Raw genomic sequence first — 13,096 nt, 5'->3', positions numbered from 1 at the left:
GATGACCGGGATGCCCAGGTCGGTCAGGCTGACCCGGCATGAAGCGGTCCAGCGAATCCGGATCGTGGATGAGGCCGTCTCGCGCTGGCTCGAAGACGCACTTGCATGCGGTGTCAGCCCCGACGCGCTGGACTTTATGGCGAAAGCCTTCGAGGGAGAGCGCCGGGCTCGCGCCACGGACCTGTACGACAGCAGCCCAACCACCATCGACCTTGCGGCAGGCGGCCCGGCAGGGCTGCCCGGTGAAGTCTGGGTACATCCGCACACCAGAAGAAGGCGGTTCGTCGAAGGGCATTTCAGGCGCCGGGCGCAGTAGGGAGGCGACGCGGACAAACTCAGTGCAGGTGAACGGGACGCGGAGAACCGCCGTCCCCCCGCCGTCGAACGAGAGGGCAAAGTGACGCCGGAACGCCTCGTCGCATCGGTAATTGAGAGATCGAGGCGCACACGCCCGATGCCTTTCTTGCGGATGTTCTGCCTGAGCCGAACGGTCGTAGCGCGGTCAGTGGGTGACGAGCTGTTGCGCTCGCTGGTGTGAGACGCCAAGTACCGCGCCGATGTCGCGGACGGTGACACCTTGCCGCTTCAGGACCATGGCCGCCTCGTGGCGTTCCTTGGCTGATGCCGCCTTCAGCTCGTCGGACCTGGCAGCTAGCTCACGCGCTTCGCGGAGATGGGCTGCGACTTCAGGCGTGTCGAAGGTGACCTCGACGTCGAAGTCGGATTCGGGGCGTCCCGTGATCATGGCCGCCAAATCGCGGACCATTTCGGGGATCTCGGCGACGGTGCGGGCCTGAGTGGTCAGCCCGTCGATTTGGGTGGATTCCAGGTACCAGAACCGGCCGTCCCGGCTGGCCGTTACTTCGAGTTTCATTTGGTGTCCTCTCCCTTGGCCTGCTTCATGATTTGCTTGGCGAGCTTCTCACCGATCTCATTGTGCAGTCCGCTTGAGCTGGTTCAGGAGTTCCCGGCGCTTCATCACGAGAAAAGTCTATAGCGGACTAGGCGATGCCGTCTAGTCCGCTATAGACGGTGCCTGGGCGAGCTGTGCACCTCCGCGTCAGACGGCTTCCTCTGCATGCTCAGCGCACTGCACCGTCGCGATCAGCCGGCCACCGCCGTCGGCCTTTACATAGTGGGTCACGTGGTTCGTGATCCTGCCGCAGTGATCACAGAAGCACGCGTGTTGTTTTGTCTGCATAGCGAGATGTTACGCAGTTCGATGGATTTAAGGCGAAATCCCGGCTAGGAATGTGGATCTCCACATGCGGCCCGGACCGCGTCCCGCATCCCGGAAACTCCAAGGCCCCGCGGGTAGAATCGGGGCCAAGAAGAACGCAGTCGCTTTCCGGAGGTACGGAGAAACAATGTCAGAATGGCTCGACGTCGGCGCGGACAACTACGTGCTGGTCACCGAAGGATCACTGCTGAACACCGGCCTGATTGTGGGCTCCGAGCGGGCCATGGTGGTCGATACCGGCTGCGGGCCGCGGCAGGGGCGCGAGATTCTGGACGCGGTGCGGGAAAAGACCTCTTTGCCCCTGGTGGTGGTCAACACGCACGCGCACTACGACCACTTCTTCGGCAACGCCGTCTTCGCATCCGACGGCGCCACCGAGTTCTGGGCGCACGAAAACTGCGCCCAGGAGATCGACGACCACGGGGACCTGCAGCGCCGGTTCGTGGGAACGCTGGAGCCGGAGATGTCCACGGGTGAGGGCGAGAACGTGGAACTGGTGGTACCCAACGCCATCGTCAAGGACCAGCCCGTGCTGGTGGACCTGGGCGGGATCACCGTTACCCTCTTCTACCTGGGCCGCGGCCACACCGACGGCGACCTCCTGGTGGGCACGCCCACCACCCTCTTCGTGGGCGACCTCGTGGAGCAGGGCGCGCACCCGTCCTTTGAGGACTCCTACCCGGAGGAATGGGCCGACTCCCTGCGCCACATCTCCGCGCTGCGCCACCGGTACGAGTTCCTGATCCCCGGCCACGGCCAGCCCTGCAGCGACCAGTTCGTCAAGACCATGGCCAACACCATGACCACCGCTGTCCGCCAGGCCCAGCAGTCCATCCGCGAAACCCCCACCGACGCCACCAAGGCCATCCCCGTGCTGCCCTACGGCCCGGAGCAGTCACGCTGGTTCATCAAGCGCCTGCAGGAGACGCGGCCGCTGCACTAGGGCGCGCCGTCGTCGTTCACCCCTTATTCAGGCACATCCATCTGGAAGCCGCAGGAACAACGCAGGACCTGAGCCGTCATGTACACGCCGACCTCGTCTTCCTGCTGCCCGTCCGAAAGGCCCGGGACCCTGAGCCGCCGCACCTCCGAGCCGATCTTTTGCATCGGCAGCCCGCAGTGGACGTAGTGCCCGCCGAAGACCAGGACGCCCTTGGGGCTGTGGAGCCGGCTAAAGACCGCGGCCACGGCAGCCACGTCCGCCCGCCCGACATGGTGGAGGTTGCAGGCGTCGCAGGAATACCCCACCTCCAACAGGACGTCCGACGGCGGGCTGACGGCCGTGATGGAGTGCAGCGTCAGCATGCCGTCGGTACCGCAGCGGGCGCAGGCAATATGACCGCCGTCAGTCGGCCCTTCGGCCCGGTTATCGCCGGGCCCCGGGGGATGGATGGGCATCGTCAGGCGGCTGCGGGGCGGCCGGCCAGGATGGTGGCTTGATCAAGGAACTGGCTGAAGTGCGAGGCGGCCATGGCGGGCTCTCTTTCGCTGTGTGCATTCCGGCCGCCGCGCTGCTACAGCGGCAACTCCAGACGTCCCTGCACCGGGCGAAAGGGGATTCATCAACTGAAGTGATATATGCCACTTTGAACTTAGCATGCCTCCCGCGAAGTCCAGCGACCCCTCCCACGGACTGTGCCTCACCTGAGCCCCTGCCAGCGAGACCTCAGGCATGATTGTTGGGTGATCACCGAACATGCACTGCCCTCCCTCCGGCCCGGCATGGAGGAGGACTTCGAGACTGCTTTTGGCACGGCAAAGTCGATCATTGGCTCCATGCCAGGATTCCAGGGCCTCACGCTTTCCCGTTGCATCGAGAACCCGGCCACGTACCTGCTGCTGGTGGAATGGGCGCGGCTGGAGGACCATACCGAGGGCTTCAGGGGATCGGCCGAGTACCAGGAATGGCGCGCGCTCCTGCACCATTCCTACGCGCCGTTCCCGACGGTGGAGCACTACGAGCCTGTTGTTGTTCTGAACCCGTGAGGGCTTCCGCGGCGCTACGGCTTGGACGGCTCCGACATACGGATGGCCATAACGATCAGGCCAGCGATCGGGATGAGCAGCCAGAAGAGCTCCGTCCACCGGCGGCCGGCATCACGGAGGCGGCGGACGCCGACGGCGAGCGTGGGGATCATCGTGCCGATCACCCAGAGCGAGGCAAGGCTGGAGCCGACGCCGATCACCCCGTTGGGGGTGGCCACGTTCAGGGCGCCAAGGCCGCTGGTTACCAGTGCCACGAAGAGGATGAACCACCAGAACTCGGCCACGCCGGCGCGGCCCCCAAACTCGGCGTACTGCCGGAAGCCCGCGAGGATCGCATCGCCGAACGATATAGTAGGGTGCCCTGCAGCCTGAGTCATGACCGGATTCTACCGCCGCGCATGGTCTGATCCGAAGGGACGCCCGGGTCGATGCCATGTTGATCCAGGACATGACAGCGCCGCGCCCACCCGCGCCGGCGCCACGCCGGCAGGACCGGCGGGACGCGCAGCGGCGACCGTCCCGTCGTCGTGCGTTACGTCTTTTTTGTGGCGAGACCGGCAAACCCGGGATTCCATCTGGACAGTCAACCGCATCGCGCCTCCGGCGGCCACGGAGGTCACATTGGGCGTGACTTGAGCAAAACCTTGAGCCTGTGTTCATAGCCTTGCGGCATGGGTAAGTATGGGGGTAAACAGTACGCGCGCGACACACGGAGTGAGCTCCGCCGTCGCCGATTTCAGGCGGTTCCCTACGTTGCGCTGGCCGCCCTGGCAGTGGCCACGGCAGCGGTGGTGGTGATCGCGCTCAAGGGGTGAGCGGCTGCTGCCCTATTCTTCGGGCAGCGGTGCAGATTAGGTATCCCACATGGCGTGCCATCCCTGGCATGTGAGGCTTCATCAGCCGGCAGTTCGAAGAATAGCCAGTCGGGAAGCGCCGGAACAGCTGCTAGGGCGCCTTCTCAATTCCTTGGTTCTGTCGGGACGCCGAGAGAACCAAGGAAGTGAAATGGCCGAATTCTAGGCGACGCGTTGTGTATGAGGAGCGCGCGGGCAGGGGCGCGAGGGAACAGGCAACCTGAATTCGCACTGAGGGTCGCTCTCAGGCTGTTTGCGGTGGGATCTGTTCGTGGCGGTGGTGGGATCTGAGTTGGATGATCCGCCCGGCGCCTGCCACGGCGACCAGGACCCCGCCGCTGACGGCGGCGATAAACAGGGCCATGCCCAGGGAAATTGTCCCGTCCAAGCCAAAGAACCTGACCCTGACGTTGTCCTGGTTCTGCACGATGAAGGCGATGAGCAGGATCAGCAGCATCAGGGTGGCCACGGTGGCCACCCAGATCATGCCTGAGCGGGTTACTGCCGGCCGATTCGCAACGGCCGGAGCGGGCCCGGGGCCGTGCACCGGCTCCGGCGGCGGAATCGGTTCAGCATTCATGAGGTGTCCCCTCTTTGGTTCCCGTGGACATCCCGGGCTGGTCCCGGGGCCAGGGCTGGGAAGGCCCCGGGTTTCGGGTCAGTGTTTCTTGAAGGCGTCTTTGATTTTTTCCCCGGCCTGCTTCAGGCCGGCCTTCGTCTGGTCGGTCTTGCCTTCGGCTTTGAGGCTTTCGTTGCCGGTGGCCTTTCCTGCGGCTTCCTTGCCCTTGCCGCCGGCTTTCTCGGCGGCGTGCCTGATCTTGTCACCCAAACCCATGATGGCTCTCCTATCCATGGCCGGTCCGCCGGCCCATGCCGGCGGGACACTTTCATCCTATCGCCGGGCGAACAAGGCGAACAAGGCGAACGGGCGAGGGCGATAACATTCACTCGGCACCGTGGTCAGGGCCGCCCCGCGGTGTGGTGGGCCGCTATCTGCGCGGGGGTGAGTGCGGTGGAGTAGGCGGCGGCGTACCTCATCCTGCCTGTGAAGGCATGGTTGGACGGTTCGTTGGGGCCCCAGCCGGCGAGGTTGTTGTAGCCGATGCGCCAGAACCCGCTGAACGTTTCGCCGGTGGTGGTGGCGGGGTCCTGCGCGGCGAGCTGGCCGTCGACATAGAGTTTCATCCCGGCCGGAGACAGGGTCGCTGCGACGTGGTGGGGTGCCCCGTCGTTGTAGCTGCCGGGGGTGGTGATGACTTTCACGGTGCCGGGGTAGACGCCGAAGACGAGCTGGCCGGCGTTGTTCATGAAGATGTGCCGGTCATAGGTCGTGGAGGTTCCGGTGGCGGTGTTGCCCCAGCCGATCAGCCGCCCGCCCGGGGTGGTGGTCCTGAACCAGACCTCCAGGGTGAAGGTGTTTGTGGAGGCCCGGGCGATGGGGCCTCCTGCCGACACGTACGTTGATGTGCCGGTCAGGGCGTAGGATCCGCCGGCGTCCCGGGGGGTGCAGGGCCGGTTCGCTGAGGTGGTGTCGGAGCTCATGGTGCCGCGGTAGGTGCCGGGGTTGTTTTTGCCGGAGAAGTCCGCCGCCATGGCGGAGCCGGAGGGTTCGGCGAGGCGGTAGGCGAAAATTGCCGCAGCCTTGTCCGCTGCCATGGCGCCGTGGCAGGTGAAGTAGGGGGCCGTGCCTGCGGTGTTGGTGCTGTTCGTGACCCGTGCCTGATACCCGCCGGAGGTGGGAGGGGTGGCCAGCGCGGCCAGGCCGATCACCAGGGCCAGGGCGAGGGCGGCGGCGGGAAGGGCCGGGCGGAGCCGGGGTCCGCCCTGTTGCGTGGTCATCCGGGCACCCGGGCCGGTGTTTCCTGAGGGCCGCCGGAGCGCAGGCCCCGTCCGAGGACCCAGAAGACGGGCAGCAGGCAGAGGAGGGCGGTGATGATCCATCCCCACCAGGGCAGGTCGGCGGAGGAGGAGAGGTGGTAGTAGCCCTCGCCGTCGGTGGCGGTGAGTTCGCTGACCTGGCCGCTGGACAGCTCTGCCGTGGTGCCGTGCTCGGCCCGGACCGTGATCGGCAGCAGGCCGGTGGAGGCGACACTGGCCCGCGTCCCCGATTCGTCCGTGGTGACTCCGAGCAGGGTGAGGCCGATGAAGGGACGGAGCAGGATGACTGTGAGGGAAACGACGGCGCAGGCGCCGAAGAGCCGGACGGGTCCCTGCCACGGCCCGCGGATCCAGTACCTGGTCACGGCCCACACGGTCAGGCCTCCGGCCAGCAGCAGGGGCACGGCCTTGACCAGCCATCCCCAGCCGGGCAGGAGCGTGGCCACCCCGAGAATATTCAGCGGGGTCAGGACCCAGGGGTCGTCGGTTCCGTTGATGTCCCCGCGGGTGGTGATGCCCCCGGCCTCGTCGATCCCGGCGATGCGGTGGGTGTAGACCGTTCCGGGCCGCCCGGGCGGGGTGAAGGTGATGACTTCCCCGGTGTGCAGCGCGGACGCGGGCACGGGTTCGGACAGGACCAGGGAACCGACGGGTGCGCTCTGGCCCATGGAGGGGGTGGAGACAACGAACCAGCGCCAGCCGGCCAGAAAGAACAGGACCGCCACGATTACGAGCCCCGCTGCCAGCAGGGCGGCGGCGGGCAGGGCCATGCCGCGGACCCGTCGCCATGCCGGAGTCGCCATGGGGTTTCCTTTCCGTGCGGGGACGCGGGGCGGTGCCTGCGCCGGCATGACGTCATCCGGCACAGGCACCGCACCGTGTGTTTTTAGCTGGCGAAGGCCCAGGTGAGCGGCAGTGATGCGGCCAGGCCCTGGTAGGTGTTGTCTGCCGTCGTGTCGAGGGTGACCTTGATGGTGACCGGGACGCTCACGCCGGCGGCCGGGGCCGGGGTGATGCTGATCGCGGGCGCCCCGGCGAGGGTCGCGGCGGTGCCGTTGAAGATGGACGTGCCGCCGGCGGTGATGACGACCTTGAGCTTCGCGCACAGGTCCGTCGCGGTGCCGTTGACGGCGCCGTTGTTGGACTGGGCACACGCTGCGCCGGGGGTCAGGGTGAAGGTGCCGGCGTTGGCCGTGCCGATGTTTTTGATCGTGATGTCGGTGCTGACGACGTTGCCGGGCACCAGAACCGTGCTGCCGCCGAACTTGTTGATCGTCGCGCAGGTCGCGGTGTTCGTTCCGACGCCGCCGGCGCCGGAATTGGACGTGCAGGTGACGGGGGTGGTGCCGGTGGATTGTTCCTGCATCACCAGGGTGCCGGAGCCGGCGGTGTTGGCGCTGTTGGTGATGCTGGCGGCGAAACCGGAGAGCGTCCCGGTCAGTGTCAGGGACAGCAGTCCCGCGCCGGCGGCGGCGGCGATGAGAGCCAGCGGAGCGATGCGGCGGTTCTTCTTGGCGGGCATGGTGGAATCGTTCATGGCAGCTTCTTTCAGGAAGTCGTGATCAGACAGAAGGACCCCGCCGGGGCACCCTTGCGACGTGGTCCCCGGCCTGTCCATGGCGCACAGGTATCCGGTGATGGTTCACGAATATCCGCTGATGGCGGTCTAACCTGCGCCGTCCATGAATGCTCGGCCCGGTAACCGGGCCCGACGGCTGCACCGCTGGCGCCCGACGAACATTACCGGCCGGTAACCCCGTTGCCCAATTGGCTCGCCGCACCGGCACCGGACATATCCCACGGTCCCCGCCGGCAGACAGCCCTCCAGGCCGGCCTGCGGTCGGCACTGACCGCCCCGCACGATTCTGAACGGGGCTCCGCGGCCGCCACCGCCGCCTTGCTCAGCGATGACCACGGCATCATCCTGGCCCGCCGGATCCTGGACGCAGCCCGAGCCATGCGCGATTTGTGCGGAGGTCGCCGCTGAGCCGGGCTCCGCTCCCTTCCGGGGCACGGGATGGGGCAAATCGCCCGGCTGCTCACGGTTGTACGGAGTCAAAGAACCGGTACTCCGGGGGATCGGTCCGGGCCTCGTGTGCCTTGGCCTGGATGAAGTCACGGTCGTCCTGGGAGAGCACCGTCTCGCCGTGCCGGTCACCCTCGTCGGTTCCGCCGGTCTCCTTGCAGATGGTCGCTGTGATCGTGCGCGGCAGGATGAGGCATCCCGGGTGGTCGATGAGCCACTGCTGTGTGGCGTGATCGAGCCGGTCCCACTGGTCTTTGATGTTCATCCCCATGAATGCTGCCTTCCCGAGTGAACGCGTATTGAGGGCCCCGGCGTCGCGCCGGTACCCGGTGTGCGCTCAGGGTACGCCCCGCCGGCAGACGAAGGACAGGGCCGCGGGACGGAGCCGTGCACCGCGGCCCGTCGAACCGTCCCACCAAGGCACGCCGGCTGCGCACAGGCACCTGTTGCCTCATTGGGGACTAAAGATATCGGTCGTTTGTGAATCCGAGGATTCGTTGCCCAGGATCCTCTTTCCGGAAGATGTGCACGTGCGGATATCGTCGGGGTGGTGAGGGCTGAGCTCTCGCGCGCAGCCCCGTCGCTCCTGTCGGGGATTCGTTTCGATGGGAGTTCTATGTCTGGTGTTCAGGTCCATCCGGATGTCGCCATGGTGATGAGGGTTCTCGGCGGCCTCGGCCTCGCCTGTTCCCCCGCCAAAGTCGAGGCCGACAACGCTGAGTACGGTGCCGCGATCTCGGCAATCGGTCGGTCTCCGGTTCGCTTCAGGGTCGGAAAGCTGACCCCGACGAAGGTGGGCTTGTTCGTGACGGTGTGGCGGCGCTCTCTCGATGGGTCGACCGAACCTCTGCCTGCGGAGGAGGACCCCGACATGCTCGTGGTCTGCGTGGGGGAGGATTCCCGGGTCGGAGCATTCGCGTTTCCGAAGGCCGCGCTCGTCAAGCATGGCGTCGTGTCTGTTGGCGGGGCCGGAGGCAAGCGAGGATTCCGCGTCTATCCGCCATGGTCAGCAACGACGAATCGGCAGGCGAAAAAATCCCAGCAATGGCAGTGTAATTACTTCTTCGAGATGGCTGACGGATCCGCCATCGATGCGCAGCGAGCCATTCGACTCCTCGTTGAGGCCTAGCTAGGAGGAGCGCTGGGGAATAGCTGCGAGACGGAAACCAATCTTGTCCGGAGGGATCCATCTGGTGACCGGAAGCATGCCCACCGCGCCGCGCCGTTGACGCGATTTGTCAATCCCGTGACGGAGCGATAACGTGACCTCTGATCGCATGGGGGATCACTCTAACGTTCGGAGACCGTTGTGGCTCTCATTGACTATGTCCTGGCGCTGTGCGCACTGTTGGGCACACTGTTGATTCCCTTTCTTGCGATGTACCACGTGCTGCGCCGGAAGCGACGCGCAGTGCGGGTGACCGCCACGAGGAGTATCCGCCGCTAGCCATGCCCTATATAGATATCAACCCGCATAAGGGCCGCCCCAAATGGCAGGCCTATGCCATTCTGGCCGTGCTTCTGGTCCTCACCGGCGCCGTGGTGATTGCCGCGCTCACCCGCGGCTGACCTCGTAATTCTGCCCAGCGCCTAGACTTACTGATTGAATCAGTCCGTAAAGTGCCGCAGAAACCTTGTGCCGAAAGTCCTGGGGAGACAGACATGCCCGATCCGGCGGATCAGAACGCACGCCCCATCGCAGAAGATGCAGGGCTACCGCAACCGCCCCGGCGACGCCGTGACCTCCGTCGCGCCGACGGTGTGCTTTCGGATGCCCAGACAGGAACCATGCCAGCCGTAACGCCAGATCTTTCGAGCACCCCCGACGCCGGCACCCCGGTACCGCGCCGCAGTTCCTGGGCGGAGGCGGCGGCCGCCGCCGACCAAGCCAGTCCCGCGCCTTCCGCCCCCATCACCTCTGCCCCCATCACCTCTGTCCCGGCGCCCACCCGCCGGCCCGCCAGGCCGCCGGTGACCCCGCTGCCGCAGGCGACGCCGCAGGACGGGCAGCCGGCCGAGCCGGACTTTGGCACCCCCGCATTGGCGTACGACGGCGACGAAGCCGCGCCGCCGTCGTCGTACGTTCCTGAGGAAGCACCGGAGCCGGCACCGGCGTTCCGGCGCATCCGCCCCACCACCGCGGACATCATCGCCGACAGCCCCATGCCCGACTTCATCAGCTCCCCGGGCCTGTTCGTCAAGGAGCAGAAGCCCCGGCCGGTGGGCGGCGTCCGCGGCGCCCTCTACTCGCTCACGGGCGGGGCCTGGAACATGGGCCCGAGCGCCAAGCAACGCGAGGAAGACGAGCTGGGCCGCCGCATCTCCCGCCAGCTGCAGGGCAGCTACAACACGGCGGTGCTGAGCCTCAAGGGCGGCATCGGCAAAACCTCCACCACGGTGGGCGTGGGCCTGACGCTGGCCGAATTCCGCGGCGACCCGCCCTGCGCCATCGACGCCAACCCGGACTCCGGCGACCTCGTAGAGCGCGCCCTCGGCGAGGGCATCTACCAGCAGGCCAGCCCGCGCACCATCACCGACCTGCTGGCGAACATCGACGGCGTTGACTCGCTCACCGGGCTGGCCCGGTACATGCACCACGCCGGCCGGCTGCACCTGATCGCGGGGGAGCAGGACCCGGAGGTCTCCGACTCGCTCACGGCCGCCGAGTACCTGCGGATCCGCAAGCTCATCTCCAACTACTACTCCGTGGCCCTGACCGACTGCGGCACCGGCGTGACCCACAATGCGATGAGCGGGATCCTGCAGTCGGCGGACAACCTGATCATCGCCGCCGGCTATGCGGTGAGCGGGGCCAAGCGTGCCCGCAGCACCCTGCACTGGCTGGCGAGCCACGGGTACGAGGACCTGGCCCGGAACGCCGTGGTGGTCATCACCGACAAGGACGAGGTCTCCTCCCGCGTGGACAAGGACGCCATCGAGGAGCACTTGGCCGGGATCTGCCGCCAGCTCATCGCCGTCCCGCACGACCGCGGCGTGGCCGACGGTGACCTGGTAACCCTGGACGTCTTGAAGCCGGAGACGCGGCGGGCGTACAAGGAGATCGCGGCGTCGATCGTGGACGGGTACCGGTAGCTTCTGTCTTGCCCCCGCCTCCCCAACTAGGTAGCGCTAACTGTCGTTATGAGGGCTCGAAACGACAGTTAGCGCTACCTACTTTTGGGTGGGCAACAATCTTGACTGAACGCACCGTGCCATCTTTGGCTGATCCTGAGCATCGGTCACTAGCGTCAGCGCATCAGCCATATGAAAGGTGCGTCAACGATGACCATTCTTGAATACCTCACAGGCCTGGCAATCATCCTCGGGTCCCTTATGGGCACCATGGGACTCTCCGCAGCGGTCATGCGTCACCGGCAGCGCCTCTAGGCAACTGGACGCCTGGTTTCCAGCCAGTCGTGGTATGTCTGGCGTCCGACGGCGGAGCCGGCCGCCGGGACCAGGTCACCGCGACGCATGGCTTGACCCATGGCGCCGGGTGCCGGTACCTTCACGACCAGCTTCCGCTGCCCGGATTTCCGCAAGTATTTGTGGACCAGATCCGCGAGCTGCTCACGACGGGGCCCGCCAAGATCAGCAACCCGTCCGCGGGGTCCCTGCTCTGCCGCGTCCACCAACGCCTCAGCCACTTCCCGCGCTGCGACCGGCTGAGTGATCATCTGAGGAACCAGGACCACCGGGCCAATCGACGCGGCGCTGATGGCCATGGGCACAAACTCGTGGAACTGAGTGGACCGCAGGATGGTCCACGGCACTTCTCCGTGCCGGACGGTATCCTCCTGCGCGAGCTTCCCGGCGTACAGCCCCGACGCAGCCCTGTCGATGCCTACGATCGAGAGCGCAATATGGTGCCTGCACTGAACCGCCACTTCGGCTGCGAGCAGGTTCCGGGTGGCGGCAGTGAAAAAGTCCACGGCCTTCCTGGTGGAAAGCGTCTGGATTCCGGAGACATCAATAACGGTGTCCACACCGTGCAGGGCTTCGTGCAATCCGCGGCCCGTGGACAGGTCCACGCCTTCTGATCGTGTCAGGCTGGTGACCCGGTGTCCGCGGTCCCTGGCAATGGAGACGACATGTTGGCCAACGGTCCCGGTACCTCCTGGAACGGCAATGTACATGCTCAGATCTTATGGCCAATGGTCAGCGGCACTGAAGACAGGTAGCCGCTACTCGTGTGCGCGTGTGCTGTACATCCCTAGTCTCGGACCATGGAGCGAGGAAATTACCGAAGAGTGCGGCGGCGCGGGCGGGCACGGCCTACCGAACGAGAGATCCAGGGGCTCGTTGCCCTGATCGGTGACTTGGGCCCAGAGGCGGTCAGCCGGAAGGTTGCCGTTGTCGCGCCCGTCTCCGGATTCGGCCTCTTGCGTGAATCGCTGCGGAAGGTCCTGAACAAGGGATCCGGCATTCGCTGACAGCCGGGGTGAAGTCGGTTACTGACAGGCTCAACCACGGGATCCGTCAGAAGTCCCGGTGAATTGCGTGTGACAAAAGTTGTCTGGTGGCTGAAGTGGGGGCGTCCTGTTGTGGATGGCCGGGTAGGCGCTTGGGGTGTGCGCGACATATCTGAGTTCAAATGTTGCGCACATCACATTCGTTGCCTACTCTGGATGAGGCTGCAGAGGCGCGGCCATTGGCTGCAGCGTCGCGGCCTCCCCGGCTGCAGCGTCGCAGCCAAGCAAGGAAGGCATGATCATCTTGTCCGAAAAGCTCAGCATTCTCGTCCGTATAGATCTCGACCACGCGAAGGCCCAGGTCCTCGCCAAGGGCCACGTCACCGTTCACAGCATCCAGGCCCTCTATGTGGTGGTGAAACGCGCAAACGCTTTGAAGCACAACCTGGACCTGGAATTGGACGTGCGCAACGCCCGCGTGGATCCCGAAGCCCTGCGGCAGCTTCAGGTCTGCTCCGAGACCCATCACCTGCCCGCCAGGATTGACCCGCAGCAGACGCACTGCACGCTGAGCATCCTCCCGCCCCGCCGCGTCACCGCCAAAGCTGCCGAGTTCAGCCACGCCGCAGCCTGACCCACGCCCTTAGCGCGAACTCCCTTTAGCACGCCCTCTTCTTAGCGCGAACGGGCGCCACAACGC

General features: G+C 65.9%; 19 protein-coding genes. 8 read left to right on the top strand and 11 right to left on the bottom strand.

Annotation, left to right across the window (positions count from 1 at the left end):
- The first annotated feature begins 1 nt into the window (after position 1).
- Positions 2–316, top strand: a complete 315-nt coding sequence (locus tag NG701_RS19275; RefSeq protein WP_252569965.1) for a hypothetical protein — start codon at positions 2–4, stop codon at positions 314–316.
- A 186-nt stretch (positions 317–502) separates the two neighbouring features.
- On the opposite strand, the gene NG701_RS19270 is transcribed toward NG701_RS19275, so the two are convergent.
- Positions 503–874 carry a hypothetical protein gene (locus NG701_RS19270; RefSeq protein WP_252569962.1) on the bottom strand — a complete coding sequence of 124 codons (372 nt, stop codon included), beginning with the start codon at positions 872–874 and terminating at the stop codon, positions 503–505.
- 186 nt (positions 875–1,060) lie between these two features.
- The gene (locus NG701_RS19265) at positions 1,061–1,201 is read right to left on the bottom strand and encodes a hypothetical protein (protein ID WP_252569959.1); all 141 of its coding nucleotides are present in this window, start codon (positions 1,199–1,201) and stop codon (positions 1,061–1,063) included.
- A gap of 166 nt (positions 1,202–1,367) precedes the next feature.
- Here NG701_RS19265 and NG701_RS19260 point away from each other — a divergent pair, with 166 nt between their 5' ends.
- The gene (locus NG701_RS19260) at positions 1,368–2,183 is read left to right on the top strand and encodes an MBL fold metallo-hydrolase (protein ID WP_058931525.1); all 816 of its coding nucleotides are present in this window, start codon (positions 1,368–1,370) and stop codon (positions 2,181–2,183) included.
- 23 nt (positions 2,184–2,206) lie between these two features.
- On the opposite strand, the gene NG701_RS19255 is transcribed toward NG701_RS19260, so the two are convergent.
- On the bottom strand, positions 2,207–2,638 hold the full coding sequence (locus tag NG701_RS19255; RefSeq protein WP_252569956.1) for a hypothetical protein: 432 nt from the start codon (positions 2,636–2,638) through the stop codon (positions 2,207–2,209).
- A gap of 285 nt (positions 2,639–2,923) precedes the next feature.
- Here NG701_RS19255 and NG701_RS19250 point away from each other — a divergent pair, with 285 nt between their 5' ends.
- Entirely contained in the window at positions 2,924–3,226 is a 303-nt protein-coding gene (locus NG701_RS19250) for an antibiotic biosynthesis monooxygenase family protein (protein ID WP_252569953.1), read from the top strand.
- Between the two features lie 14 nt (positions 3,227–3,240).
- On the opposite strand, the gene NG701_RS19245 is transcribed toward NG701_RS19250, so the two are convergent.
- The gene (locus tag NG701_RS19245) at positions 3,241–3,603 is read right to left on the bottom strand and encodes a DUF805 domain-containing protein (RefSeq protein ID WP_252569950.1); all 363 of its coding nucleotides are present in this window, start codon (positions 3,601–3,603) and stop codon (positions 3,241–3,243) included.
- Between the two features lie 294 nt (positions 3,604–3,897).
- Here NG701_RS19245 and NG701_RS19240 point away from each other — a divergent pair, with 294 nt between their 5' ends.
- On the top strand, positions 3,898–4,041 hold the full coding sequence (locus tag NG701_RS19240) for a hypothetical protein (protein ID WP_252569947.1): 144 nt from the start codon (positions 3,898–3,900) through the stop codon (positions 4,039–4,041).
- A gap of 283 nt (positions 4,042–4,324) precedes the next feature.
- On the opposite strand, the gene NG701_RS19235 is transcribed toward NG701_RS19240, so the two are convergent.
- From NG701_RS19235 to NG701_RS19215, 5 genes are all read right to left on the bottom strand, one after another.
- Positions 4,325–4,660 carry a LapA family protein gene (locus tag NG701_RS19235; protein ID WP_308291950.1) on the bottom strand — a complete coding sequence of 112 codons (336 nt, stop codon included), beginning with the start codon at positions 4,658–4,660 and terminating at the stop codon, positions 4,325–4,327.
- 78 nt (positions 4,661–4,738) lie between these two features.
- Positions 4,739–4,915, bottom strand: coding sequence for a CsbD family protein (locus tag NG701_RS19230; RefSeq protein WP_104061730.1), 177 nt, complete (start codon positions 4,913–4,915; stop codon positions 4,739–4,741).
- Positions 4,916–5,040: 125 nt separating this feature from the next.
- Complete coding sequence (locus NG701_RS19225; protein ID WP_252569944.1) at positions 5,041–5,919, bottom strand: LamG domain-containing protein; 879 nt, start codon at positions 5,917–5,919, stop codon at positions 5,041–5,043.
- The gene (locus NG701_RS19220; protein WP_252569942.1) at positions 5,916–6,761 is read right to left on the bottom strand and encodes a S26 family signal peptidase; all 846 of its coding nucleotides are present in this window, start codon (positions 6,759–6,761) and stop codon (positions 5,916–5,918) included. Before NG701_RS19220 ends, NG701_RS19225 begins: the two co-directional genes overlap by 4 nt.
- 83 nt (positions 6,762–6,844) lie before the next feature.
- A complete protein-coding gene (locus tag NG701_RS19215; protein WP_252569939.1) occupies positions 6,845–7,495 on the bottom strand; it encodes a hypothetical protein in 651 nt (216 codons plus the stop codon).
- A gap of 222 nt (positions 7,496–7,717) precedes the next feature.
- On the opposite strand from NG701_RS19215, the gene NG701_RS19210 reads away from it, so the two are divergent.
- Positions 7,718–7,945 (top strand): hypothetical protein, encoded by a 228-nt coding sequence (locus NG701_RS19210; RefSeq protein ID WP_252569936.1) that lies wholly within the window; start codon positions 7,718–7,720, stop codon positions 7,943–7,945.
- Positions 7,946–7,997: 52 nt separating this feature from the next.
- On the opposite strand, the gene NG701_RS19205 is transcribed toward NG701_RS19210, so the two are convergent.
- Positions 7,998–8,249, bottom strand: a complete 252-nt coding sequence (locus NG701_RS19205; protein WP_252569933.1) for a hypothetical protein — start codon at positions 8,247–8,249, stop codon at positions 7,998–8,000.
- A 351-nt stretch (positions 8,250–8,600) separates the two neighbouring features.
- On the opposite strand from NG701_RS19205, the gene NG701_RS19200 reads away from it, so the two are divergent.
- Both NG701_RS19200 and NG701_RS19195 read left to right on the top strand, forming a co-directional pair.
- Positions 8,601–9,113 carry a MepB family protein gene (locus tag NG701_RS19200; protein WP_252569930.1) on the top strand — a complete coding sequence of 171 codons (513 nt, stop codon included), beginning with the start codon at positions 8,601–8,603 and terminating at the stop codon, positions 9,111–9,113.
- Between the two features lie 659 nt (positions 9,114–9,772).
- Positions 9,773–11,077, top strand: a complete 1,305-nt coding sequence (locus tag NG701_RS19195) for a MinD/ParA family ATP-binding protein (protein WP_252569928.1) — start codon at positions 9,773–9,775, stop codon at positions 11,075–11,077.
- A gap of 290 nt (positions 11,078–11,367) precedes the next feature.
- On the opposite strand, the gene NG701_RS19190 is transcribed toward NG701_RS19195, so the two are convergent.
- The gene (locus NG701_RS19190) at positions 11,368–12,120 is read right to left on the bottom strand and encodes an SDR family oxidoreductase (protein WP_252569926.1); all 753 of its coding nucleotides are present in this window, start codon (positions 12,118–12,120) and stop codon (positions 11,368–11,370) included.
- A 571-nt stretch (positions 12,121–12,691) separates the two neighbouring features.
- Here NG701_RS19190 and NG701_RS19185 point away from each other — a divergent pair.
- On the top strand, positions 12,692–13,030 hold the full coding sequence (locus NG701_RS19185; RefSeq protein ID WP_308291921.1) for a hypothetical protein: 339 nt from the start codon (positions 12,692–12,694) through the stop codon (positions 13,028–13,030).
- Positions 13,031–13,096 lie beyond the last annotated feature (66 nt).

The organism is Pseudarthrobacter cellobiosi (assembly GCF_023913815.1).
GTDB lineage: Bacteria > Actinomycetota > Actinomycetes > Actinomycetales > Micrococcaceae > Arthrobacter > Arthrobacter cellobiosi.
The sequence above is the reverse complement of the archived record's forward strand: the minus strand, read 5'-3'. Positions and strand labels throughout refer to the sequence as shown.

Coding starts and splice junctions, on each gene's coding strand:
- NG701_RS19260 (WP_058931525.1), top strand. CDS start 1,368: ATGTCAGAATGGCTCGACGTCGGCGCGGACAACTACGTGCTGGTCACC.
- NG701_RS19220 (WP_252569942.1), bottom strand. CDS start 6,761: ATGGCGACTCCGGCATGGCGACGGGTCCGCGGCATGGCCCTGCCCGCC.
- NG701_RS19255 (WP_252569956.1), bottom strand. CDS start 2,638: ATGCCCATCCATCCCCCGGGGCCCGGCGATAACCGGGCCGAAGGGCCG.
- NG701_RS19270 (WP_252569962.1), bottom strand. CDS start 874: ATGAAACTCGAAGTAACGGCCAGCCGGGACGGCCGGTTCTGGTACCTG.
- NG701_RS19190 (WP_252569926.1), bottom strand. CDS start 12,120: ATGTACATTGCCGTTCCAGGAGGTACCGGGACCGTTGGCCAACATGTC.
- NG701_RS19245 (WP_252569950.1), bottom strand. CDS start 3,603: ATGACTCAGGCTGCAGGGCACCCTACTATATCGTTCGGCGATGCGATC.
- NG701_RS19225 (WP_252569944.1), bottom strand. CDS start 5,919: ATGACCACGCAACAGGGCGGACCCCGGCTCCGCCCGGCCCTTCCCGCC.
- NG701_RS19185 (WP_308291921.1), top strand. CDS start 12,692: ATGATCATCTTGTCCGAAAAGCTCAGCATTCTCGTCCGTATAGATCTC.
- NG701_RS19200 (WP_252569930.1), top strand. CDS start 8,601: ATGTCTGGTGTTCAGGTCCATCCGGATGTCGCCATGGTGATGAGGGTT.
- NG701_RS19275 (WP_252569965.1), top strand. CDS start 2: ATGACCGGGATGCCCAGGTCGGTCAGGCTGACCCGGCATGAAGCGGTC.
- NG701_RS19240 (WP_252569947.1), top strand. CDS start 3,898: ATGGGTAAGTATGGGGGTAAACAGTACGCGCGCGACACACGGAGTGAG.
- NG701_RS19230 (WP_104061730.1), bottom strand. CDS start 4,915: ATGGGTTTGGGTGACAAGATCAGGCACGCCGCCGAGAAAGCCGGCGGC.
- NG701_RS19235 (WP_308291950.1), bottom strand. CDS start 4,660: ATGAATGCTGAACCGATTCCGCCGCCGGAGCCGGTGCACGGCCCCGGG.
- NG701_RS19195 (WP_252569928.1), top strand. CDS start 9,773: ATGCCAGCCGTAACGCCAGATCTTTCGAGCACCCCCGACGCCGGCACC.
- NG701_RS19215 (WP_252569939.1), bottom strand. CDS start 7,495: ATGAACGATTCCACCATGCCCGCCAAGAAGAACCGCCGCATCGCTCCG.
- NG701_RS19205 (WP_252569933.1), bottom strand. CDS start 8,249: ATGAACATCAAAGACCAGTGGGACCGGCTCGATCACGCCACACAGCAG.
- NG701_RS19265 (WP_252569959.1), bottom strand. CDS start 1,201: ATGCAGACAAAACAACACGCGTGCTTCTGTGATCACTGCGGCAGGATC.